Genomic DNA, 21,688 nt, shown 5'->3' with positions numbered 1-21,688 from the left:
ACCGTCCGCACACCCGAGGAGTCATCGTGTCCCAGCCACGTCCCGCAGCCGCTCAAGCCCCACCGCGCGTGGTGGTGCCGGCGGGGACCACCGCGGGGACGGCGGTGCGCGAGGCGGGTCTGCCCGGCAAGGGCGCCGACGCCGTCGTGGTCGTGCGCGATCCCGAAGGCCACCTGCGGGACCTGTCGTGGGCGCCGTCGGTCGAGGTGGAGGTGGAGGCGGTCGCCGCCGACACCGAGGACGGCCGCTCGGTCATCCGCCACTCCGCCGCCCACGTGCTGGCGCAGGCCGTGCAGCAGCAGTTCCCCGAGGCGAAGCTGGGCATCGGACCGCCGGTCAAGGACGGCTTCTACTACGACTTCCAGGTCGGCCGGCCGTTCACCCCCGAGGACCTCCAGGCGCTGGAGAAGCGCATGAAGGCGATCATCAAGGGCGCCCAGCGGTTCAACCGCCGGGTGGTGGAGTCGGTGGACGCGGCGAAGGCCGAGCTGGCGGCGGAGCCGTTCAAGCTGGAGCTGGTCGACCTCAAGAGCGACGTCGACACCTCCGAGGTGATGGAGGTCGGAGCGGGCGAGCTGACCGTCTACGACAACCTCGACCCGCGCTCGGGCGAGCGGGTGTGGGGCGACCTGTGCCGCGGCCCGCACGTGCCGACGACCAAGCACATCCCGGCGTTCAAGCTGACCCGCCCGGCCGCCGCCTACTGGCGCGGTGACGAGAAGAACCCGCAGCTCCAGCGCATCTACGGCACGGCGTGGGAGTCGCAGGAGGCGCTGGACGCCCACCTGGAGCGCCTCGCCGAGGCCGAGCGGCGCGACCACCGCAAGCTCGGCGTCGAGCTGGACCTGTTCAGCTTCCCCGACGAGCTGGGCTCCGGCCTGGCGGTGTTCCACCCCCGGGGCGGCATCATCCGCCGCGAGCTGGAGGACTACGCGCGCCGCCGGCACGAGGACGCCGACTACGAGTTCGTGAACACCCCGCACATCAGCAAGAGCGGGCTGTTCCACACCTCGGGCCACCTGCCGTACTACGCGGACACGATGTTCCCGCCCATCCAGTTCGAGGGCGAGGACTACTACCTCAAGGCCATGAACTGCCCGATGCACAACCTGATCTTCAGGTCGCGCGGGCGGTCCTACCGGGAGCTGCCGCTGCGGCTGTTCGAGTTCGGCACGGTCTACCGGTACGAGAAGTCCGGTGTGGTCCACGGCCTCACCCGGGTGCGCGGCCTGACCATGGACGACTCGCACATCTACTGCACCAAGGAGCAGATGCCGGGCGAGCTGCGGTCGCTGCTCAAGTTCGTGCTGGACCTGCTCGCCGACTACGGCCTGAGCGACTTCTACCTGGAGCTGTCCACCCGGGACGACTCGCCGAAGTTCATCGGCGACCCGGAGGAGTGGGAAGAGGCCACCGAGACGCTGCGGCAGGCCGCGGTCGACTCCGGGCTGGAACTGGTGCCGGACCCGGGCGGCGCGGCGTACTACGGGCCGAAGATCTCCGTGCAGGCCAAGGACGCCATCGGCCGGTCGTGGCAGATGTCGACCATCCAGCTGGACTTCAACCAGCCCAAGCGGTTCGAGCTGGAGTACACCGCTCCGGACGGCTCGCGGCAGCGGCCGATCATGATCCACCGGGCGCTGTTCGGCTCGATCGAGCGGTTCTTCGGCGTGCTGACCGAGCACTACGCGGGCGCGTTCCCGGCGTGGCTGGCGCCCGTGCAGGTGGTCGGCATCCCGATCGCCGACGAGCACGTGGAGCACCTGCGCGAGGTCGCCGCGGCGCTGAAGTCGCGGGGCATCCGGGTCGAGGTGGACGCCTCGGACGACCGGATGCAGAAGAAGATCCGCACGCACACCACGCAGAAGGTGCCGTTCATGCTGCTGGCCGGCGGCAAGGACGTGGAGGAGGGCGCGGTGTCGTTCCGCTTCCGCGACGGCACGCAGGTCAACGGCGTGCCGGTGGCGCGGGCCGTGGAACTGGTCGTCGACTGGGTCTCCCGGCGGGAGAACTCCTCGCCCACCGCGGACCTCCTCAGGTGACGACGGACTACGAGGAGCAGGACGGGGTCGGGGTCCACGACGCGCTCCAGCGGCTGTGGACCCCGCACCGCCTGTCCTACGTGCGCGGCGAGGGCAAGGCGGTCGGGGACGAGCCGGAGGGGTGCCCGTTCTGCCGGGTGACCGGTCTGGCCGACGCCGAGGGCCTGATCCTGGCGCGCGGCGAACTGGTGTTCGCGGTGCTGAACCTGTACCCGTACAACCCGGGTCACCTGATGGTCCTGCCGTACCGGCACGTGCCGGACTACACGGACCTGACGCCCGCCGAGACGGTCGAGTTCGCCGAGTTCACCCAGCGGGCGATGCGGGTGATCCGCCTGGTGGCGAGCCCGCACGGCTTCAACATCGGCATGAACCAGGGCGTGGTGGCGGGCGCGGGCATCGCGGCCCACCTGCACCAGCACGTGGTGCCGCGCTGGGGCGGCGACGCCAACTTCATGCCGGTCATCGGCCACACCAAGGTCCTGCCGCAGCTGCTGCCCGAGACCCGGGCACTGCTGGCGGAAGCCTGGCCCACCGCCTGAACCCCGCGCGAGTCGTACGTCCAGGCCCCCCGTGTCGTACTTCCAGGACCCCCGAGTTACACGTTCGCGCACCCGCGAGGGCGTCCTGAACGTGTAACTCGGGGGTCCTGGACGTACGACTCGCGGGAGTTCGGCAGGTGCACGGGCGGGTGCACGTGCGTTTGCGCGTGATCGTCATCGGCGTAATGCAGATCACCAACGAGTGACATGTCAAGGGGCCGCAAGCACCGTGGTGGCCGATCGTCAAGAGGGTTGGCGATCGATACGGTGCGTTGCATGACCGCACCTGAGCGTTCGCGGCTGGCCCGAGAACGGCTCTCGCGCGAGTTACGAAGGCTGCGCACCGAGGCCAAGATGACGGGTACGGCCACGGCGCGCGCCACCGGGATGAGCCAGTCCAAGTTGTCGAAGATCGAGAACGGCATGCTCCTCCCGTCCGTGACCGACGTGGAGCGCCTGGTCGCCGAGCTGTCCGCGACCAGGGAGACCAGGGTCGAACTGGTCGAGCTGGCCCGCCAGCTGCACGCCGAGGCCGAGACCCGCCGGGTGGTGCTGCACCGCGGGGCCCACCGCCACCAGCAGACCGTGGCCCGCATCGAGGCCCGCGCCACCACCAGCCGGTTCTTCCAGAACGCGGGTGTGCCCTCGCTGCTCCAGAGCGAGAACTACCTCCGGGTCGTGCTGAACTCGACCCCCTCCCACGAGCAGGACACCGCGATCGCCACGCTGCGCAGCCGCCGGGCGCGCATGGACGACCTGGGCAAGCGGTTCGTGTTCCTGCTGGCCGAGAGCGCGCTGCGCTGGCGCATGGGGTCCGCGGACCTGATGTGCGAGCAGATCGACCACCTGGTGCAGCTCCTGCGAAGACCAAACGTGCAGCTGGGCGTGGTGCCCTGGTCGGTGGACGCGAACATGGTCGCCCCGCACGGGTTCCAGGTCTACGACGAGCGCGTGGTGACGCTCACCGTGCTCACCGGCAACGCCACCATCACCGACCCGCACGACGTGCGCGAGTACCTGGCGCTGTTCGGCAGGCTGGAGCGGCTGGCGGTGCGCGGCGACGAGCTGGACGACCTGCTGGACCAGATCTCCAGGGACCACCGCAAGCTCGGCTGAGCTGGGCCGTTAGGCTGCCGGGGACCACATCGTCCCCGCCGGTAGGTGCCTGGCCACCCCATGCTGAACATCTTCGCTCGCGCGTCGGTTTCGCGCGTCACCGATCCGATCGGGGCGTGGCTGCTGCGCCGCGGCCTCACCCCGAACGCCGTCACGGTGCTGGGCACCGTCGGCTCCGTCGCCGCGTCCCTGTGGTTCATCCCCCGGGGACAGCTGGTCGCGGGCGCGCTGCTCGTCGCCGCGTTCGTGCTGTTCGACCTGCTCGACGGCGCCATGGCCCGCGCGGGCGGCGGCGGCACGAGGTTCGGCGCCGTCCTCGACGCCACCTGCGACCGCATCGCCGACGGCGCGCTGTTCGCCGCCATCGCCTGGTGGGCGTTCGACGCGGGGGAGCGCGGCCTGGCCGTCGCCGCCCTCGTGTCGCTGGTCGGCGCGCAGGTCATCTCGTACGTCAAGGCGCGCGCGGAGGCGACCGGGTTCGTCGCCGCGGACGGCGGCCTGGCCGAACGCGCCGAGCGGTTCATCATCAGCCTGCTCGGCATCGGCCTGCACGGCCTCGGTGTGCCCTACATCCTCCCGGTGGCCCTCTACCTGCTCGCGGCGCTGGTCATCGCCACCGTCGCGCAACGCGTGCTGGGCGTGAGCCGCGAGGCTAAGGAGCTGACGTGAAGCAGCGGCTGGTGGACCTCGGTTACGCGACGGGCTGGCGGCTCGCCCGCGTGCTCCCGGAGCGGGTGGCGCGCGGGGTGTTCGACGCGGCCGCCGACCGGGGCGCGAGACGCGGCGGCGACGGGGTCCGGCAGCTGCGCCGGAACCTGCGCCGGGTGGTGCCGCGGGCGGGCGAGGCCGAGCTGGACGAGCTGGTCCGGCAGTCGCTGCGCTCCTACGCGCGGTACTGGCGCGAGGCGTTCCGGCTGCCGTCGATGGACCGGGCGGCGCTGTTCGCCGAGCTCGACCGCAGCTTCAGCGGCGTGGAGAACCTGGACGCGGCGCTGGCCGAGGGCCGGGGCGTGGTCGCGGCCCTGCCGCACAGCGGCAACTGGGACCTGGCCGGCATCTGGATGGTCGAGCACTGCGGCACGTTCACCACGGTCGCCGAACGGCTCCAGCCGGAGTCGCTCTACCGGCGGTTCATCGCCTTCCGGGAGAGCCTGGGCTTCGAGGTGGTGCCGCTGACCGGCGGCGAGCGCAACCCGGCGGTGGTGCTGGCCGAGCGGCTGCGCGAGAACAAGGTGGTCTGCCTGCTCGCCGACCGCGACCTGACCGCGGGCGGGATGCCGGTGACGTTCTTCGGCGAGCGCACGCTGATGCCCGCGGGCCCGGCCCACCTGGCGGCCACCACGGGCGCGGCGCTGCTGCCGGTGGGCCTGTGGTTCACCGAGGACGGCTGGAACCTGCGCTTCCACCCGCCGGTCCGGGTCGCGGGCGTGGCGGGTGTGGGCGCGGCGACCCAGCAGGTGGCCGACGTGTTCGCCGCCGACATCGCCGCGCACCCCGCCGACTGGCACATGATGCAGCCGCTGTGGATCGACGACCTGCCCGAGAGCAGGCAGCGGGCCCTGCGCCGGGTGCTGGCCCGCCGAGGGGAGTCGGTGTGAAGGTCGGCATCGTGTGCCCGTACTCCCTGGAGGTCCCCGGGGGGGTGCAGGCCCACGTGGTCGACCTCGCGCGGGCCCTGCGCGCGCTCGGGCACGAGGTGGAGGTGCTCGCGCCCGCCGACGACGACACGCCCCTGCCCGAGTTCGTCACCTCCGCCGGCCGCGCGGTCGCCATCCCCTACAACGGGTCGGTGGCGCGGCTGTCGTTCGGGCCGGTGTCGTTCACCCGGGTCCGGCGGTGGATCGCCGAGCACGAGTTCGACGTGCTGCACCTGCACGAGCCGACCTCGCCCTCGCTGTCGTTCCTGGCGCTGATGATCGCGGACGGGCCGATCGTGGCCACCTTCCACACCTCGACGCCCCGGTCCAAGATGCTGCTGGCGCTCCAGCCGTTCCTCCAGCCGTTCGTGGAGAAGATCACCGCCCGGATCGCGGTGTCCGCGCTGGCCAGGCGCGTGCAGGTGGAGCACCTGGGCGGGGACGCGCTGGAGATCCCCAACGGCGTGGACGTGGGCTTCTTCGCCGACGCCGCGCCCCTGGACGGCTACCCGCGCCCCGGCGGCACGATCGGTTTCGTCGGCCGGTTCACCGAGCCGCGCAAGGGGATGCCGGTGCTGCTGGACGCGTTCCGGGCGCTGGACCTGCCGGACGCGCGGCTGCTGGTGGTGGGCCGCGGCGACGAGGACGAGCTGCGCGAGCAGGCCGGGCCGGAGCTGGCGTCGCGGATGGTGTTCCTCGGCATGGTCGACGACGAGGAGAAGGCGCGCGCGCTGCGCAGCGTGGACGTCTACTGCGCGCCCAACACCGGCGGCGAGAGCTTCGGGATCATCCTGACCGAGGCGATGTCGGCGGGCGCGGCGGTGGTGGCCAGCGACCTGGACGCGTTCCGGCGGGTGCTGGACGACGGCAAGGCCGGGGTGCTGACCCCGGTGGGCGACCCGGCCGCGCTGGCGGCGGCGCTGCGCGACCTGCTGACCGACGCCGAGCGGCGGGCGGGGTACGTGGACGTGGCGAGGCAGCGGGTGATGACGTTCGACTGGTCCGTGGTGGCGCACCAGGTGCTCAGGGTCTACGAGAGCGCCACGGCCGCCGACCCGCGGCGGGTGGTGGAGGCGTGACCAGCTCGGGGACCGCGACCGCGTTCCTGGTGCTGCTGGGCGTGGCGCTGCTGGTGGGTCCGTGGATCCTGGGCACGGCCAACCGGCTGGACCGGCTGCACGTGCGCACGGACTCGGCGTGGGCGGCCCTGGACGCGGCCCTGGCGCGGCGCGCGGTGGTGACGCGGGCGGTCGCGGTGGTGTGCGGGAGGCCCGAGCTGGGCGTGGCCGCCGACGAGGCGGAGGGCGCGCGGCGACCCGACCGCGAGGCGGCGGAGAACCGGTTGAGCGCGCTGCTGGCGGGGCTGGACCGGTCGGTGCTGGCGCCCGCGCTGGCGGCCGAGCTGTCCGACGCGGAGCAGCGGGTGGTGCTGGCGCGCCGGGTGCACAACGACGCCGTGCGCGACACGCTGGCGCTGCGCCGCCGACGCTCGGTGCGCTGGCTGCGGCTGGCCGGCACCGCGCCGACGCCCACGTACTTCGAGATCGCCGAACCGGGTGGTGACGCGGAGGCGTCGGGGCTGGTGCAGCGCGTGTCGGCGCGGGTGGTGCTGCTGGACGAGGCCGACCGGGTGCTGCTGTTCGAGGGCTTCGACCCGACCCGGCCGGACGAGCTGTTCTGGTTCACCACCGGCGGCGGGGTCGAGCCGGGGGAGGAGCTGCGGGACGCGGCGGTGCGGGAGCTGTTCGAGGAGACCGGGATGGCGCTGCCGGCGGACCAGCTGGTCGGTCCGGTGTGGAAGCGGCACGCCGTGTTCGCCTTCGACGGGCGGAACTACGCGGCGGTGGAGTGGTTCTTCGTCGGCCGGGCTCCGCGCGGGTCCGAGGTGGACACCTCGCGCTTCGACGACGTGGAGCAGCGCACCATCCGCGGCCACCGGTGGTGGTCGGTGGAGGAGTTGGCCGGCGGGGACGCGGTGGTCTACCCGGCGCAGCTGGCGGAGGCGCTGCCGGGTGTGGTGTCCGGGTGGGACGGGACGACGCGGTCGATCCGGTGACGGACCCGGCCCTCTTGGTATCGGGTGCTGGAGGAGTCGGACCGTCCGCGGGCGTACTTCGAGTTCGTGGACGTCGAGGGCTTGGTGGTCGCACCGGTTCTCGTGGCGTCGCCTGGACGGTGACGGGTTCGGGCTCACCGACCAGCCGATCGAGCCCTCGGGAGCACGGCATGGCGCCGATCACCGCCGAGGAGTTCGAGCGGGCCTGGAGTCGGAGTACGTAGGTGTCGATGACCCGCACAACGCGTTCCAGCTCCCATCGGCGGGAACGAACACCCGGTATCGCACGCAGCGAACGGGCCTCATGCGTTTCCCGATATCCGTTTCGCCCATGTATCGGAATTCATTCCGCGCCGTTGGGTGCTGGGGAGCGTCAAGCCGGGAAAACGTAGCCTTCGATCCGTGCGAACGTGTAGCCGGAGGCGACGGCGTCGCTGATTCCGGTTGCGGTTGCCGTGGTGAGGTTGTCCATCCGGCCGCTGTGCCAGTACAAGTACAGGGGAACCGTTCCGCTGACGTTCGTCGTCTGCAGGTAACCCTCATTCCGAAGGAACGTGTAGCCGACGTTCAACGCGTCGTTGTCCCGTACCGCGGTGCCGGAGGCATAGTGGTCGGCTCTGGCACTGTGCCACCAGGTGAACAGACCGCGGAGGGCGTTGGGGGCGGCTCCGGCTGGCTCCGCGGTGGCGGGCGCGCCGGCGAACGCGATCCCGCCCAGCAGCAGAGCGACGATCGCCGCCCACCTGAACTTGCGCATGGGTCATCCTCCTGTGTCGCGTCGTCCGCCCGTGATCCTTGAGGTCGGACGGAATCGAAATGAACTTCGAAGTCGGGTCGACGCGCATTGGCCCTGCTCTTCGGCGCGCCGCACCTGGTTCTTCTGCCGTGTATCACAGATCCCACATGTCGGAATGGCGCCAGATGATCCAGGGTATTCCACCTGTTCGGCCCATGGAATACTTTGCGGTCTAGTCCGGGTCGCTGAGGGTGGTTGGTCGCGCTATACCGCTCGTCTCGTTGCCGTTGCAAGGGCGACGGTCCTGATCATTCGTCATCGACTACGGCACCTCTGCGCGCCCACTGAAGCCGACCGCCGATCGAGGCAGGGTGCGGCCAAATTGTGCCGTTGAGCGCGTGTGACAATTCCTGGCTGAGAACCCGAATTCGACTGAAGGCGGCCACCTCTCCGGTGACGCCGGGTTGACCGGCCCGGCGTGCCGGTGGCCGTCGCGCGCTCACACCCCGGTCGGGTCGGCGGCCCTGGCCGCCCGCTCGATCTCCGCGCACCGGTCCGCCCAGAACGCCGCGTCCCGGTCCGAGCCCGTCTCCACCGCGCCGTCGAGCTGTTCGCGCAGGACGTCGGCGTGCCCGGCGTGCCGGCTGGTCTCGGTGAGCACGTGGACCAGGACGGTGAACAGCACCACGTCGGGGCGCGGCCACCAGGGCACGTGGCCGGGTGCGTCGACGGCGAGCGCGGTGATCGTGGCGTCGGAGTGCGCCCAGGCGCGCCGGTAGCGGTCGGTGATCTCCTCGCGGGTCTCGTGCTCGGTCGCCCACATGTCGGTGCCGCGCCGGTCGAGGTCGTCCCAGCGGGGGACGGGTTCGGGGAACGGTCGGCCGAAGACCTCGCCGAAGTAGCGGGCCTCCGACAGCGCCAGGTGCTTGACGAGGCCGAGGAGGTTGGTCCCGGTCCGGGTGAGGGGGCGGCGGATGTCGTACTCCGACAGGCCGTCGAGCTTGCGCAGCACCGCCTCGCGGACCTCCCGCAGGTCGCCGTGCAGGTAGTCCTTCGCGAAGTCGTCGATCACGGGTACGAGCCTGCACCACCGGCCCTGGACGCGGTCAGTCGGCGCGGGAGCGCAGCATCGGCGGGTGCAGCACGGTCGCGGGGCCGCGGCGGAACAGGGCGGCGGGCCGGCCGCCCTGCCGGGTGGTGCGCTCGCCGGTGGGGATCAGGAACCCCTCGATGCCGGTGACCTTGCGGTGGAAGTTGCGCGCGTCCAACCGCCTGCCCCACACCGCCTCGTAGACCTGGCGCAGGTCGGCCACGGTGAACTCCGGGCCGCAGAACGACGCCCCGAGCGTCGTGTACTCCAACTTGGACCGTGCCCGCTCCACCGCGTCGGCGACGATGGCGGAGTGGTCGAACGCCAGCGGCGACCGGCCGTCGCGGACGTCGGCGACGGGGGCCCACCGGGCGGCGGCCGCGTCACCGCCCGGGGTGGGGAGCGGCAGGTCGGGCATCAGGGCGAGGTAGCAGACGGTGATGACCCGGCCGCGCGGGTCGCGGTCGGGCGCGCCGTAGGTGCGCAGCTGCTCCAGGTGGAGCCCGTCCGCCACGAGGCCGGTCTCCTCGGCCAGCTCGCGCGCCGCCGCGGTGTCGATGTCCTCGCGCTCGTCGGCGAGGAAACCGCCGGGCAGGGCGAGGGCGCCGCGGAACGGGTCCTCGCCGCGCTCGACGAGCAGGACCTCCAGGACGTCGTGCCGGACGGTGAGCACCGCCAGGTCGACCGTCACGTCCACGGTCGGGCTCGTCCACTCTTCGTCCACGATCATCATCCTAATTCACGTCATTCTGACGACAAAAGGTGACCACATCGTTACGACCTGCGGTAACCGCAATAATCGTCATCTTGACGAAAATTGACTCGGGTGTTTGGCTGCGCGGGCACAGGAGGGACAGCCGATGATCGTGATCTTGACCGCGCTCGACCTGGAGCACGCGGCCGTGCGGGAGCACCTGGCCGACGTGCGTCCGCACCACCAGGCGGCGGGCACCGTGTTCGACGTGGGCCGGCTCGCCCGGCGGCCGGGGTGCCGCGTCGCCCTGGCGTCGATCGGCATGGGCAACTCGGCCGCCGCGACCATCACCGAACGCGCCATCACCGAGTTCCGCCCGGCCGCGGTCCTCTTCGTCGGCATCGCCGGCGGGCTGCGCGACTGGATCGGGCTGGGTGACGTGGTCGTCGCCACCAGGGTCTACGCCCCGCACGGCGGACGCCAGGACGGCGACGAGTTCCTGGCCAGGCCCCGGGCCTGGGACACCTCCCACCGGCTGGAGCAGCTGGCCAGGCTGGTGGCCCGCCGGGGTGGCTGGGGCGCGGACGTGGCGGTGCACTTCGACCCCGTCGCGGCCGGCGAGGTCGTGCTGAACTCGACGACCTCGCCGCTGAACGAGCAGTTGCGCCTGCACTACAACGACGCGGTCGCGGTGGAGATGGAGAGCGCCGGGGTCGCGCAGGCCGGCCACCTCAACGACGCCACGCCGACCATCACCGTGCGCGGCATCTGCGACCGGGCCGACGGGCGCAAGGCCGACGCGGACGCCGCCGGGCTCCAGCCGCTCGCGGCCCGGCACGCCGCCGCGTTCGCCGCCGCCCTGGTCGCGGAGCACGACGACACGGCCGGGGGACCGGCGGCGGACCGGGTTGCGGACCGGCCCGGGGGCGGCCGGCACGAGCCCACGTACCACAACTCCGCCACCGACCAGGCCAACGTGGGCGCGCAGGTCGGCGTCGTCAACGGCAACGTCACCTTCGGCGCGGCGCCGTCCCGCCCGGGGACCGGGGAGGACCGATGACCAACGTCGCCGGCGGCAACGCCACCGTCGAGGCGCAGATCGGGGTGGTGCAGGGCAACGCCGTGTTCCACCGCCACGAGACCGTGTACCAGGCCGTCCCCGGGGACACGCCGGAGCGCCGCCTCCAGGTCGCCCTCGCCAACCTGGACGCCGGCTCGGCGCACGTCGCGCGGCGGCTCCTGCACGACCTGCTGGTGGGGGAGCAGCCCTCCACCCGGGTCGCCTACTACTCAGCCCTGGCCGTGGTGCACGGACGCGGGCCGCGCGACCTGGGCAGCGTCGAGTTCGCCGAACTCGACATCGCCCACCGGGTGGCCGCCCGATTACCGCGCGACGACTGGTGGGACGCGCTGGAGGTCGTGCTGGACCTGGTCGGCCACGCGGTCGACCGGGCCGAGGACCGGGGTCCGGAAGTCCTCGACCGGCTGGAGAGCCTGCCCCGCGAGCGCCACGCCGAGGCCGTCCGACACCTGGACCTGGTGCTCGACGGCGTCCACGGGAGCGGTGCGCACCGGGCCAGGAGGGGGCTGATCGAAGAACGGCGCCAGGAGAACGACCGGCGCGGCCAGTCGTGGAAGTTCTTCGAGCCGGAGCCCGCTCCGCCGCTACCGGCCCACCTGCCCCGCGAGCCCTCCCGCTCGGGTCCGGTCCAGCTCCTCCTGTTCGTGCTCGCCGCCGCCGGCGTGCTCTACCTGGTGGAGGAGGGCGGCTGGCGGCTCGGCGGCCACAGCCCGCTCTGGGACGACCTCCACCTCCCGCTCATCCTGGGCGCGACCGCGGTCGGCACGGCGCTGGTCGGGTTCTCCTGGTACCGCTGCGCGTTCGTCCTGCGGCAGCTCAAGCAGGCCGAACGCCTCGACAACGCGACCGCGGCCGGGGTGCCGGGAGGGGGCACCGAGACCGAACGCCGGTTCGCGGCCCGGATCACCGAACTGGTCGGGATGCGGTTCGAGAAGCGCCGTCGAGCCGGCGACACCGGGACCGACGAGGGTCCGCGCTGGTCGCTGACGCGCGAGATCGTCGAGACCTACCGGGGCACGGACGTGGGCCCCTCGGCGATCAACTGGTTGATCCGCAGCCGGGTCGGGGAGATCACCGAGCACCGGCACGTGGAGAGGAGCGCCGTCCTGGAGGAGGTCCGGCGCCGGTTCAGGCGGTACGTGCTGGTGTGCGCGGCGGGAGGCGCGATCATCGTCGGCGAACTCGTCCTCTCGTACTTCTCGCCCGCCCTGGGGGCGGTCCTCGACCTGCTCGCCGTGGCGGCCGGTGTGTGCGCCCTCGTGGGTCAGGGCGTCGGCCACCTGGTGGCGGTGGCGCGGTGGCGCGCCCGGGTGAAGCGCGACCGCGCCGAGAGGTTGCGACTCGACCAGCGGCACCACGCCGAACTCGTCGAAGCACTCAGGACCAGGCCGGACGACGGCCAGATCGCCAGGTGGCTCGACCACGACAAGGCCGCGATCAAGATGTCGGCCCTGCACCGCTGCGATCTGGCCTCCCACGACGTACTGGCCCAGGTGACGCTGGTGGAGGGCGCCCGGGACGCCGCGCGGGCCCGCGTGCTGCTCGGTCCGCCGCGCTACTCCGCCTACGTGGTGCGGGTCTTCTTCCTCACCGCCAGGGGCGTCCGGCAGATCGAGGTGGACCTCGACCTGCTCGACGGGTCGGTGCACAACGAGCGGCGGGCGTCGTTCCGGTACGACGCGCTGGCCTCGGCCCGGGTGTCCGAGGTCGGCGTCCGGTTCGCCAAGGGGCTGCGGCAGCTCGTCGTGCCGGACCAGGCGCCGGTGGACGACGACGACGCGCTGGTGCTCAGCCAGGCGTTCAGCCTGTCGCTGGTCAACGGGGAGTCGATCACCGTCGTGGTGGAGAACTTCGAGGGGCTGCGGGACGCGGAGGTCGAGAGCCTGGACCAGTTGCGGAACCTGGCGCTGGACACGGCCGGGGTCGTCGACGCGCTGCGCGTGCTGGAGGCGGTGGCGAGCGAGGGCCGGGAGTGGAGCGCCCGCGAGCTGGACCAGCGCCACTGGCGGCGGCCCGACCCGGTCGCGGGCTCCGGGCCCGTGGGTCCCGGCGGGGGAGTGGTTCGCGAACGGCCGTAGCGCGTGCCGGGCCGCACCCGTTAGCTTGCTGGGCAAGCGCTTCCCCGTTGCCCCGGAGGACGGCCATGCGGTTCAGACGAGTGTTCGCCGCCCTGCTGGCCGTGGTCGGGGGGATCGCCCTCGCCACCCCGGCGGTCGCCGTCGACGACCCGCCCGCGCCGCGCCTCACCTGCCGCTACGAGTACACCGTGGTGAACGCCTGGCAGGGCGGGTACCAGGTGAAGCTGAAGGTGACGAACCTGGGCCCGGAGCGGGCGGCGCCCTGGTACGTCAACTTCGAGCTGGGCGGCCCCGGCACGATCGCCTACCTCTGGGGCGGCAGCTTCACCCAGTTGTCCTACCACGTGCGGGTCAACGCCCCGTCCTGGAACCGGGACCTGTACACCGGTCAGTACGCCGAGATCGAGTTCGCCGTGAACCACAACGGCTCCCCGCTGCCCCTCACCGGGGTCAGCCTCAACGCGGTCAGGTGCGCCGCCTGACGGGTGACCGCCGTCGGTGCGTGGTCGGGTCTTACAACCAGGTGGTGGCCAGCCAGCCTGCCCCGGCCGCGGCGACGAGGAGCCCGAGGTTGAGGGCGATGCGGCGGTCACCGCGACGCAGGTGGACGGCGGTCGCCCCGACCTGGAGGACGACGAGCCCGCCGGCCGCGACCGGGGCCAGCCAGGGCGCGGTGCCGGTCAGCGGCGGCAGGACCAGGCCGATCGCGCCGAGCACCTCGAGCACGCCGAGGGTTCGGACGACCGGCATCGGCGTGTCGTCCACCCAGGCCATCATCGGCCGGAGCCGCTCGCGGCTCCGGATCACCTTGATCCCGCCCGAGTAGAGGTAGAAGAGGCTCAGCAGGCCGGCGACGAACCAGTACGCGATGTCCACGCCCCGAATTCCACCGCCGGGCGTCGCGGCTGTCCAAGACCTGTGTCACCCAACCGATACCGCACGGGTATCGTCGCACCGTGGAGCTGCGCACACTGCGTTACTTCCTGGCGGTCGCCGAGGAACTCCACTTCGGCCGCGCCGCCGCCCGGCTGCACATGAGCCAACCGCCGCTGAGCCGGGCGATCAAGCACCTGGAGGGCGAACTCGGCGTCGTGCTGTTCCACCGGTCCCCGACCGGTGTCCACCTGACGCCCGCCGGGGCGGTGCTGCTCGACGAGGCCCGCGCCCTGCTGGAGCACGCCGACCGGGCCCGCGTGCGCGTGGCCGCCGCGGCCGGCCCCGCGACCATCACCGTCGGCATCCTCGGCGACAGCACCGATCCGGACGTGGTCGAACTGGCCGGCGCCCACCGGCGGCGGCACCCGCACGTCGAGGTCCACATCCGCGAGACCGACCTGACCGATCCCACCTGCGGGCTGCGCGCCGGGCTCGTGGACGTCGCCCTGACCCGGGCGCCGTTCGACCAGACCGGCTTGACCGTGTGCGAACTGCGCGCGGACCCGGTGGGCGCGCTGCTGCGCGCGGACGACCCGCTGGCCCGCCACCGGAGCCTGGGGCTGGCCGACCTGGCCGACCGCCGCTGGTTCCTGTTCCCGGAGGGCACCGACCCCCTCTGGCAGTCGTACTGGAACGGCGGGGAACCCCGCGAGGGGCCGGTGGTGCGCGCGGTCCAGGAATGCCGGCAATCCGTTCTCTGGAACGGCACGATCGGGGTGACGGTCCTGGGCCACGAGCCGGCCCCGGGACTCACCGTCGTGCCGGTGGTCGACATGAGCCCCAGCCGCGTGGTGCTGGCCTGGAAGAGGGACGACACGAATCACCTGATCCGGTCGTTCGTCCAGCTCGCGACGGCCGCCTACCGCACCTGACCCCGGCGGCTCAGGGCACGTGGATGCCGCGGGTGGGCTGCCACACCACGGACTCCGGCCGGTGGCCGGTGGTCAGGTAGTCGACGACGGCGGCTTCCACATCGGCAACGGGGACTTCGGAGTTGGGCGGGAACTCCGTGTCCGCCGTGACGTAGTAGTAGATCACCGGTTCGGCGTTGGAAGGCGTGGAACTCCTGCTGTAAACGCCCTCCGGGTGGTCCTCGCCGGAGTAGTGCAGAACGCCCACGTCACCATCGATCCCCGCGTTCAGCTCTGAACTCCACGGATCGGAGACGGGAACGATCGTGAGCAGGACGGCGCTGCCGGCGGAGTACTTGCCCCGTAGGGCCACGAAGAGTTCCCGGACTTCCTCCGGTTCGGTGATGACAACGGGGTTGTCTGCGTGTCCGTCGTCGTAGTAGACGTTCAGCCCTTGCGCCACGGTGGTGCAGCCCCTCCTCGGTAGGTCTTCGTGAAGCCATTTGCGCCGTGTACGGTCATTGTGCACCCCTCGGGCAACAACACCGGTACGAGCTCATCGCAGCCGAGCGGACCGCGGCAGGGCAAGTTGTTGATCAACAGTGTGGCCGATCGGACACCGTGGTTGCGCATGTACGCCGCCAACTTCATCTCGACGTCGGACGCACGGGTCAGCTTCCTGCGAAAACCGAGATCAGCCAGCACAGTTTCGGATTCGCGGTACATCTCGTCTTCGCCGCTGACAACGAGCCGGGCCTGTCCATCGGGACCGATCCACCGCCCGTGTGTCTTGGGTCGCGGCGTGCCTGGCGGGCGTTGATCGGGCGGAGGCACATCGGGAGGGAGTTCGCGCCGCAGTCGCTCGATCCGTTCGGGCGGGATCACGGGCGGGTCGGCGGTGTCGGACTGGCGGGCCGGGTGCTGTTGCGGCGGCTGTGCGGGCCCCCGGGCAGTCGGGGCGGGGAACGTGGTGGGCTGCCGCCCGCCCCGCAATTCGGCCGCGAAGTCCTCGGCGGCTTTCACGGCCTCGTTGATCAGCGGCCACAGGTGGCCTTCGCACCCGTCCACCACCTGGTTGAGCGCGGACAGGACCTGTTCCACGTCGGATCCGAGGTGGCGTGCGCCTTCCAACGCGCGGGCCAACACGTCATGCGCTTCGCCGGCCAGGTCTTTCGCCTGTTCCAAGGCGGTCCGCGCTTGTTCGCCTTTCGCGCACGCGGCCCGGACCTGTGCCGCCACCTCCCCGGTCGACGTCACCCTCGCCCCCTTCCCCGTCAGCGTGACACGAGGGACAAGGGGGCGAACCCGTGCCCCGACCGCGGCGCGTCAGAGCACGTAGGTGCCGATGATCTGCGCCAGCAGCTTCACGTCGGCGTGGCCCCTGAACTCCAGGCGCACCTGGCCGAGCCCGCTGAACCACAAATCCAGTTCGGCGTCCATGTCGAAGGTGCCGGCGGTCTCGATGGAGAACGCCTGCACGCGGCTGTAGGGCAGGGAGGTGAAATCCTTCTTCCGCCCCGTCATGCCCTGGACGTTCACCGCGATGACCCGCTTGTCGGTGAACACCACGAAATCGCGCACGGTCTTGAAGCACGACACGACCCGCTCGCCCTGGATCATGATCGGCGTCACCTGGGACGCGATCTCCTCGGGGCGGCACGGCGCCAGCTTGAAGACGGACTGCTTCTCGAAGTCGATCACGCGTTCGACGGTACCCCCAGCTCCGGCCACCCCGCCGCGTTCGAGCAGGATTCCCGGGAGATCCCCGACCCCGTCTCCGGGTAGTCCCCGAACCGCTCCTCGTGCACCCGGGCGAACAGGTAGCAGAACGCCTCCGCCTCGGCGTCCTCGATCGCCATCCGGGGGTCGCGGGCCACGGCCTCGTAGAACTCCCGCCCCATCGCGAGGACGAAGCCGCGCGCGTAGAGGAAACCGTCGTCGGAGCCGTCGGTCACCTCGTGGACGTCCGCGCGGTCGATCTCGTGCAGCTTGCGCTCGGCCACGCGGTCCAGCGCGGTCAGCTCCTCGGCCGACAGGTCCGCGGCGGCCTCGTGCAGGGCGCCGAGCACCCGGTCCAGGTGCTCTTCGAGCTGGGCGGCCTCGTCGAAGGCGTCCTCGCCGGGCGCGCGCTCCACCAGGGCGCGGCGCAGCGCGGCCACCTCGGGGCCGCGACCGGCCCACGCGTTCTCCAGCAGCGCCCAGAACCGGGCTTCCTCGGCAGCGGTGGGAAGGATCATGGGGGCACGGTAGCGAGAGGGTCCGACAATCGCGTCCCGCCGCCGGTTCAGCGCTTGGACTCGACGGCGCCGATCGCGTCGGGGCCGGTGGTCAGCTCGTCGCGCGCCCGCTGCCAGGCGTCGTCGCCGGGGCGGGCACCGGTGCGCAGGTAGGCGGCGGTCAGGTGGGCGACGGCGGCGGCGAGACCCGGGGCGTCGTCCGACAGCTGCACGGACTCCGCCGCGTCGTAGCCCTGGACGCCGCCGAGCAGGTGGCCCGCGCCGAAGACGGTCAGCAGGGACTTCGGGCCGGGCGCGAGGTGGTAGGGGTCGCGGTGCCAGGCCGGGCCCAGGTCGGTGAAGTGGCGGGAGTCGTCCTGGTCGCCGGCGACGACCAGGGCCGGCCGGGTCATGGTGGAGAGGTCCAGGGTGCGGAAGACCGGGACCCGGTCGGCCGCCGGGCCGTTGAGGACGTCGCCCCGGCCGGGCGCGGCCAGCAGGACGCCCCGCTCGACCCTCGGGTCGAGGTAGCTCACCCGCTCCCCGGTGTCGGGGTCGGTGACTCCCGCGCCGAGCAGGAGCGCGGCGGTGAAGCCGCCCAGGGAGTGCCCGGCCACGGCGACGGCGTCGCGGTCGACGCGCCCGGCGAGCAGCGGCACGGCCCGCTCGACCTCGTCCAGGCGGTCGAGGACGTGGATCAGGTCCTCGGCGCGCGAGCGCCAGAACAGGGGCGCTCCGGGGGTGCGCTCCCAGAGGTGGTCGAGCCTGCGCGAGCTGAGGTGGGTGGGCTGGACGACGACGAAACCGGCCGCCGCCCAGCGCGCGGCGAGCGGCGCGTAGCCGTCCTGCGAGGCGAGGTCCCTGGCTCCGCCGTGGCCGTGGGAGAACAGGACCACGGGCAGGTCGTCGCCGGTTTCCGGCGCGGTCACGCGCAGCGTGAGGTCCACCGGGCGCCCCGGCACCGGGAGCACCACGGGGCTGTAGGACAGGACGGGGGTGGTCGTCCCGGCATCAAGGGTGGCGGTCATGGTTCGTCGTTTCCCTTCGACGCCCGCGCGGCGGTCCACGGGACCGGCGGGGCGATCAGGAGAGGGCCCGGTCGGTGCCGGGCACGCAAGCGGAACGGTGCTCCGGTAACCATACGGAGCAGTGTTCCGCTTCGCAAGCGGGGGATTCGGCGTCGGGACCGGGGTGGAGGGTCCGGCCCGCCGGTCGCGCCGGGAGGGCGGACCGCCCCGTGCCACGACCGCGCCGGGGCGGACCTTCCTGTCCCATTGCCCGAAAATGCCATTGCGCTGTTCGCCGGAGTTACCGGCATACGAGCGGCGCCTGTTTTTTCGTCCGGGAGAAGTTATTCTGGACGAACACCGCCACAGTGCCGTTGTCGCCACCTGATGGAGGTCCTCCATGCTTTTTCGGTTCTTGGCACGTGCGGTCGGTGTGCTGGTGTTGCTCACCGGGATGGTCGCGGCGTCGGCCGGTACGGCCCTCGCCTGCACCTGTCCCTCCCAGGACACCGAGCCGAAGCGCTACGCGCGGTACGGCCACGTGTTCACCGGCGTCGTGCTCGCCGAGGTCCTCGACATGGGACAGCCGAACAACTCCGCCGACGACAGCTACCTCTACATGGTCAGGGTCGGCACCGAGTACAAGGGCGACGTGCCCGTCTCGGTGGTCACGCTCCAGACCACGATCCACGGCACGGCGTGCGGCACCAGGCTGAGCGTCGGCACCGACTACCTGCTGTTCGCCTACCGGGTCGGCGACTCGTTCAGGACCGACTCCTGCTCCGGGAACCGCGCGGCGTCCGCCGGGCCCCCGGTCACGGGCCCGACCACGACCTCCACCGCGACCGCCGCCGGTGCGGGCGCCGTGGCGCCCTGCGCGGCGCAAGCGGTCTGACCGCCGGTACCCGGACAGGGGAGACAGCCATGTTCCTGCGGTTCTTGGCACGCACGACCGGCGTCCTGGTGCTGGTCGTCGGAATGTTGACGGCGGCGTTCGCCGGTTCGGCCAGCGCCTGTAGTTGCTACCCGAACGACAGCGAGGCGCAGCGCTACGCGCGGGCCGGCTACGTGTTCACCGGCGTCGTGCTCGCCGAGGTCCTCGACACCGGGAAGTCGAGCGACACCTACGACGACAACCACCTCTACGTGATCAGGGTCGGCACCGAGTACAAGGGTGACGTGCCCGTCGCGGTGGTCACCGTCGAGACGACGGTCCACGGCTCGATGTGCGGTACGAGGCTGGCGGTCGGACAGGACTACCTGGTGTTCGCGTACGGCTCCCAGGGCATCTTCAGGACCAACTCCTGCTCCGGCAACCGCGCCGCGTCCGGCGGGCCCCCGATCACGGGTCCGACCACGACCCCCACGGCGACGGCCGCCGGTGCGGGTGCCGCAACGCCCTGCGCGGCGCAAGCGGTCTGAGCGTTTCTCCTCGGCATTGTTGCGCGGGCGCAACAATGCCGAGGAGTGGCCCCCCGGTACACCTCTGACCTTTTAGGATGAAAAGGTCCGGTACCACTGGGGCGGCCGGCTGAAAAGGTTGTAGCTTCCCCGCATGGATTCCCGTGAGTCGAATGCCCTCAGTCGTGAACTGGGCGATGCCCTCCGTCGAGCCCGTCGCGGGTCCGAGGTCAGGTTCGGGAACCTGGCCGAGGAATTGGGGTGGTCGCCCGGCAAGATATCGAAGTTGGAACGCGGGACGCGCGGCACGAGCCCGCTCGACGTCGCCCGCTACGTCGGCCACCTCCGCACCGACCAGTCCACCTACGACCACATCATGTCGCTGGTGCAGGAGCCCAACACGGGCCACCTCGTCCGACCGCACAAGATCGCCATGCCCGATGACCTGCGCGCACTGCTCCTGCACGAGCAGACGGCCCGGGTCATCTGGGCGTACGAGGTCGTCAACATCCCGGGACTGCTCCAGACCGTGGACTACGCCGCCGCGCTGATCGGTTTGCCGAACTTCGAGCACGGCGTGGCCAATCGCATGGCGCGTCAGCGGATCTTCGACCGGCCCCGACCGCCCCTGGGGTGCTTCTTCATCCTTGAATCGGTGCTGCGCCACGTCGTGGGCGGTCCGCAGGTGATGTACGAGCAGATGCTGCAACTGCTGTTCCGTGGCGGCGTGCGGTTGTTGACCTTCGAGAACCAACTGCCCCCGTCGCTCTTGGCGGCCTTCACCTTCATGACCTTCGCCGACCACCAGCCCGTCTCGTACGCCGAGACCGGGCCGATGTCCGTGTTCTCGGACGACCCCGGAACCACCGAGCGGTTCCGGCAGGCGTGTAACGATCTCGACCGGGTGGCGTTGAGTGAGGAAGAATCGCGGTCGGTGTTCGCCGAGTGGGCGGACCGCTACGACCGACTGCGGGAGGAACAGCGTGGGGCTGGAGGCGAGGCAGTGGCGTAAGAGCAGCTTCAGCGGTGGTGGGAACACGAACTGCGTGGAGGTGGCGTTCGCCCCGGAGGCCGTGGGCGTGCGGGACTCCAAGAACACCGCCCCTCGCCTGGCCTTCACCCTGACCGCGTGGCGGGCCTTCCTCGGGAAGCTGCCCGAGCGCTGAGCCGGTGCGCGCCGGTTCCCCGGGGAACCGGCGCACGCCGTCACACCGCGTCGATCACCTCGTTGCCGTAGGCGGTCAGCGTCTTGTCCTTCTGGTCGTGCATCAGGTACAGCGCGAAGTTGTCCACGCCGATCTCCCTCAGCTCCGCCAACCGCTCCACGTGCGCGGACGCGGGGCCGACCAGGCAGAACCGGTCCACGATCGAGTCCGGCACGAAATCGGTCGACCGGTTGCCCGCCCGACCGTGGTGGGCGTAGTCGTAGCCCTCGCGGTCGCGGATGTAGTCGGTCAGCGCCCTCGGCACCGCGCCCGAGTCGCCGTACCGGGCGACGAGGTCGGCCACGTGGTTGCCGACCATGCCGCCGAACCAGCGCAGCTGGTCCCGCTGGTGCGGCAGGTCGTCGCCGACGTACGCGGGCGCGGCCACGCACATCGTGATCGACGCCGGGTCGCGGCCCGCCGCGGCGGCCGCCTCGCGCACCGAGCCGATGGTCCACCGGGCGATGTCCGGGTCGGCGGTCTGGAGGATGAACCCGTCGGCCTGCTCACCGACCATCCTGAGCGCGCGGGGGCCGTAGGCGGCCATCCACACCTCCAGCCGGCCGTCGCGCACCCAGGGGATGCGCACCGGCGTGCCGTGGTGCTCGACCTCGCGGCCCTCGGCCAGCTCCCTGATCACCGTCATGGCCCGGCCCAGGGTCGCGAGCGACGCGGGCTGCTGCCCGATCACCCGCCGCGCCGAGTCGCCGCGCCCGATCCCGCACACCGTGCGGTTGCCGAACATGTCGTTCAGCGTGGCGAACAGCGACGCGGTCACCGACCAGTCCCGGGTGCTCGGGTTGGTCACCATCGGGCCCACGACCAGCGACGACGTCGCCGCCAGCACCTGCGAGTAGATGACGAACGGCTCCTGCCACAGCACGCACGAGTCGAACGTCCAGCCGTAGCGGAAGCCGTTGTCCTCCGCGGCCCTCATCCCGCTCACCACGTCCCGCGCGGGCGGGTCGGTCTGCAACACCACACCGAAGTCCACGGCCGC

25 protein-coding genes are annotated in these 21,688 nt (G+C 71.7%); 15 read left to right on the top strand and 10 right to left on the bottom strand.

Annotation, left to right across the window (positions count from 1 at the left end):
- Positions 1-26: 26 nt before the first annotated feature.
- From thrS to Q5530_RS02105, 7 genes are all read left to right on the top strand, one after another.
- Positions 27-2,042 (top strand): threonine--tRNA ligase, encoded by a 2,016-nt coding sequence (gene thrS / locus Q5530_RS02135; RefSeq protein WP_415360327.1) that lies wholly within the window; start codon positions 27-29, stop codon positions 2,040-2,042.
- Positions 2,039-2,584, top strand: a complete 546-nt coding sequence (locus Q5530_RS02130; protein WP_415360326.1) for an HIT family protein — start codon at positions 2,039-2,041, stop codon at positions 2,582-2,584. Before thrS ends, Q5530_RS02130 begins: the two co-directional genes overlap by 4 nt.
- Before the next feature lie 276 nt (positions 2,585-2,860).
- A complete protein-coding gene (locus Q5530_RS02125) occupies positions 2,861-3,700 on the top strand; it encodes a helix-turn-helix domain-containing protein (protein ID WP_380633541.1) in 840 nt (279 codons plus the stop codon).
- A gap of 60 nt (positions 3,701-3,760) precedes the next feature.
- Positions 3,761-4,369, top strand: coding sequence for a phosphatidylinositol phosphate synthase (gene pgsA / locus Q5530_RS02120; RefSeq protein WP_380633543.1), 609 nt, complete (start codon positions 3,761-3,763; stop codon positions 4,367-4,369).
- On the top strand, positions 4,366-5,298 hold the full coding sequence (locus Q5530_RS02115) for a phosphatidylinositol mannoside acyltransferase (protein WP_415360324.1): 933 nt from the start codon (positions 4,366-4,368) through the stop codon (positions 5,296-5,298). The genes pgsA and Q5530_RS02115 overlap by 4 nt, the downstream gene beginning before the upstream one ends.
- Positions 5,295-6,416 carry a glycosyltransferase family 4 protein gene (locus Q5530_RS02110; RefSeq protein ID WP_415360323.1) on the top strand — a complete coding sequence of 374 codons (1,122 nt, stop codon included), beginning with the start codon at positions 5,295-5,297 and terminating at the stop codon, positions 6,414-6,416. The genes Q5530_RS02115 and Q5530_RS02110 overlap by 4 nt, the downstream gene beginning before the upstream one ends.
- Positions 6,413-7,393: an NUDIX hydrolase gene (locus Q5530_RS02105; protein ID WP_415360322.1), complete on the top strand. Its 981-nt coding sequence runs from the start codon at positions 6,413-6,415 to the stop codon at positions 7,391-7,393. Before Q5530_RS02110 ends, Q5530_RS02105 begins: the two co-directional genes overlap by 4 nt.
- A gap of 373 nt (positions 7,394-7,766) precedes the next feature.
- Here Q5530_RS02105 and Q5530_RS02100 read toward each other — a convergent pair whose 3' ends face one another.
- The 3 genes from Q5530_RS02100 to Q5530_RS02090 all read right to left on the bottom strand — a co-directional run bounded on the left by Q5530_RS02100 (position 7,767) and on the right by Q5530_RS02090 (position 9,949).
- Positions 7,767-8,150: a hypothetical protein gene (locus tag Q5530_RS02100; RefSeq protein ID WP_415360321.1), complete on the bottom strand. Its 384-nt coding sequence runs from the start codon at positions 8,148-8,150 to the stop codon at positions 7,767-7,769.
- 478 nt (positions 8,151-8,628) lie between these two features.
- Positions 8,629-9,201, bottom strand: a complete 573-nt coding sequence (locus Q5530_RS02095; protein WP_415360319.1) for a DinB family protein — start codon at positions 9,199-9,201, stop codon at positions 8,629-8,631.
- Between the two features lie 34 nt (positions 9,202-9,235).
- Positions 9,236-9,949: an NUDIX hydrolase gene (locus Q5530_RS02090; protein WP_415360317.1), complete on the bottom strand. Its 714-nt coding sequence runs from the start codon at positions 9,947-9,949 to the stop codon at positions 9,236-9,238.
- 130 nt (positions 9,950-10,079) lie between these two features.
- Between Q5530_RS02090 and Q5530_RS02085 the strand changes: the two genes are divergently transcribed.
- The 3 genes from Q5530_RS02085 to Q5530_RS02075 all read left to right on the top strand — a co-directional run bounded on the left by Q5530_RS02085 (position 10,080) and on the right by Q5530_RS02075 (position 13,554).
- Positions 10,080-10,973: a hypothetical protein gene (locus tag Q5530_RS02085; RefSeq protein ID WP_415360315.1), complete on the top strand. Its 894-nt coding sequence runs from the start codon at positions 10,080-10,082 to the stop codon at positions 10,971-10,973.
- The gene (locus tag Q5530_RS02080; RefSeq protein WP_415360314.1) at positions 10,970-13,072 is read left to right on the top strand and encodes a hypothetical protein; all 2,103 of its coding nucleotides are present in this window, start codon (positions 10,970-10,972) and stop codon (positions 13,070-13,072) included. The genes Q5530_RS02085 and Q5530_RS02080 overlap by 4 nt, the downstream gene beginning before the upstream one ends.
- Before the next feature lie 65 nt (positions 13,073-13,137).
- Positions 13,138-13,554, top strand: a complete 417-nt coding sequence (locus tag Q5530_RS02075; protein WP_415360312.1) for a cellulose binding domain-containing protein — start codon at positions 13,138-13,140, stop codon at positions 13,552-13,554.
- Between the two features lie 31 nt (positions 13,555-13,585).
- Here the strand turns inward: Q5530_RS02075 and Q5530_RS02070 are convergent, their stop codons facing one another.
- A complete protein-coding gene (locus Q5530_RS02070) occupies positions 13,586-13,948 on the bottom strand; it encodes a DoxX family protein (protein WP_415360309.1) in 363 nt (120 codons plus the stop codon).
- Positions 13,949-14,028: 80 nt separating this feature from the next.
- Between Q5530_RS02070 and Q5530_RS02065 the strand changes: the two genes are divergently transcribed.
- Positions 14,029-14,880 (top strand): LysR family transcriptional regulator, encoded by an 852-nt coding sequence (locus tag Q5530_RS02065; protein WP_415360307.1) that lies wholly within the window; start codon positions 14,029-14,031, stop codon positions 14,878-14,880.
- 10 nt (positions 14,881-14,890) lie between these two features.
- Here the strand turns inward: Q5530_RS02065 and Q5530_RS02060 are convergent, their stop codons facing one another.
- The 5 genes from Q5530_RS02060 to Q5530_RS02040 form a co-directional block, all read right to left on the bottom strand.
- Positions 14,891-15,322, bottom strand: a complete 432-nt coding sequence (locus Q5530_RS02060) for an Imm1 family immunity protein (protein WP_415360305.1) — start codon at positions 15,320-15,322, stop codon at positions 14,891-14,893.
- Positions 15,307-16,116 carry a DddA-like double-stranded DNA deaminase toxin gene (locus Q5530_RS02055; RefSeq protein WP_415360303.1) on the bottom strand — a complete coding sequence of 270 codons (810 nt, stop codon included), beginning with the start codon at positions 16,114-16,116 and terminating at the stop codon, positions 15,307-15,309. Before Q5530_RS02055 ends, Q5530_RS02060 begins: the two co-directional genes overlap by 16 nt.
- 69 nt (positions 16,117-16,185) lie before the next feature.
- Positions 16,186-16,560, bottom strand: a complete 375-nt coding sequence (locus Q5530_RS02050; RefSeq protein ID WP_380633563.1) for a PH domain-containing protein — start codon at positions 16,558-16,560, stop codon at positions 16,186-16,188.
- Complete coding sequence (locus Q5530_RS02045; protein ID WP_415360301.1) at positions 16,557-17,096, bottom strand: DUF4240 domain-containing protein; 540 nt, start codon at positions 17,094-17,096, stop codon at positions 16,557-16,559. Before Q5530_RS02045 ends, Q5530_RS02050 begins: the two co-directional genes overlap by 4 nt.
- Before the next feature lie 47 nt (positions 17,097-17,143).
- Positions 17,144-18,103, bottom strand: coding sequence for an alpha/beta hydrolase family protein (locus Q5530_RS02040; protein ID WP_415360300.1), 960 nt, complete (start codon positions 18,101-18,103; stop codon positions 17,144-17,146).
- A 379-nt stretch (positions 18,104-18,482) separates the two neighbouring features.
- Between Q5530_RS02040 and Q5530_RS02035 the strand changes: the two genes are divergently transcribed.
- From Q5530_RS02035 to Q5530_RS02020, 4 genes are all read left to right on the top strand, one after another.
- On the top strand, positions 18,483-18,977 hold the full coding sequence (locus tag Q5530_RS02035) for a hypothetical protein (RefSeq protein ID WP_415360298.1): 495 nt from the start codon (positions 18,483-18,485) through the stop codon (positions 18,975-18,977).
- 29 nt (positions 18,978-19,006) lie between these two features.
- Positions 19,007-19,504, top strand: coding sequence for a hypothetical protein (locus Q5530_RS02030; RefSeq protein ID WP_415360297.1), 498 nt, complete (start codon positions 19,007-19,009; stop codon positions 19,502-19,504).
- A 133-nt stretch (positions 19,505-19,637) separates the two neighbouring features.
- Positions 19,638-20,495, top strand: a complete 858-nt coding sequence (locus Q5530_RS02025; protein WP_415360295.1) for a helix-turn-helix domain-containing protein — start codon at positions 19,638-19,640, stop codon at positions 20,493-20,495.
- Positions 20,467-20,649, top strand: a complete 183-nt coding sequence (locus tag Q5530_RS02020; protein WP_415360293.1) for a DUF397 domain-containing protein — start codon at positions 20,467-20,469, stop codon at positions 20,647-20,649. Before Q5530_RS02025 ends, Q5530_RS02020 begins: the two co-directional genes overlap by 29 nt.
- A 40-nt stretch (positions 20,650-20,689) precedes the next feature.
- Here Q5530_RS02020 and Q5530_RS02015 read toward each other — a convergent pair whose 3' ends face one another.
- Positions 20,690-21,682 carry a TIGR03842 family LLM class F420-dependent oxidoreductase gene (locus Q5530_RS02015; RefSeq protein WP_415360291.1) on the bottom strand — a complete coding sequence of 331 codons (993 nt, stop codon included), beginning with the start codon at positions 21,680-21,682 and terminating at the stop codon, positions 20,690-20,692.
- Positions 21,683-21,688: the final 6 nt, after the last annotated feature.

Source organism: Saccharothrix sp. BKS2 (assembly GCF_047689505.1).
GTDB lineage: Bacteria > Actinomycetota > Actinomycetes > Mycobacteriales > Pseudonocardiaceae > Actinosynnema > Actinosynnema lopnurensis.
This window is presented reverse-complemented; position numbering and strand designations above follow the sequence as displayed.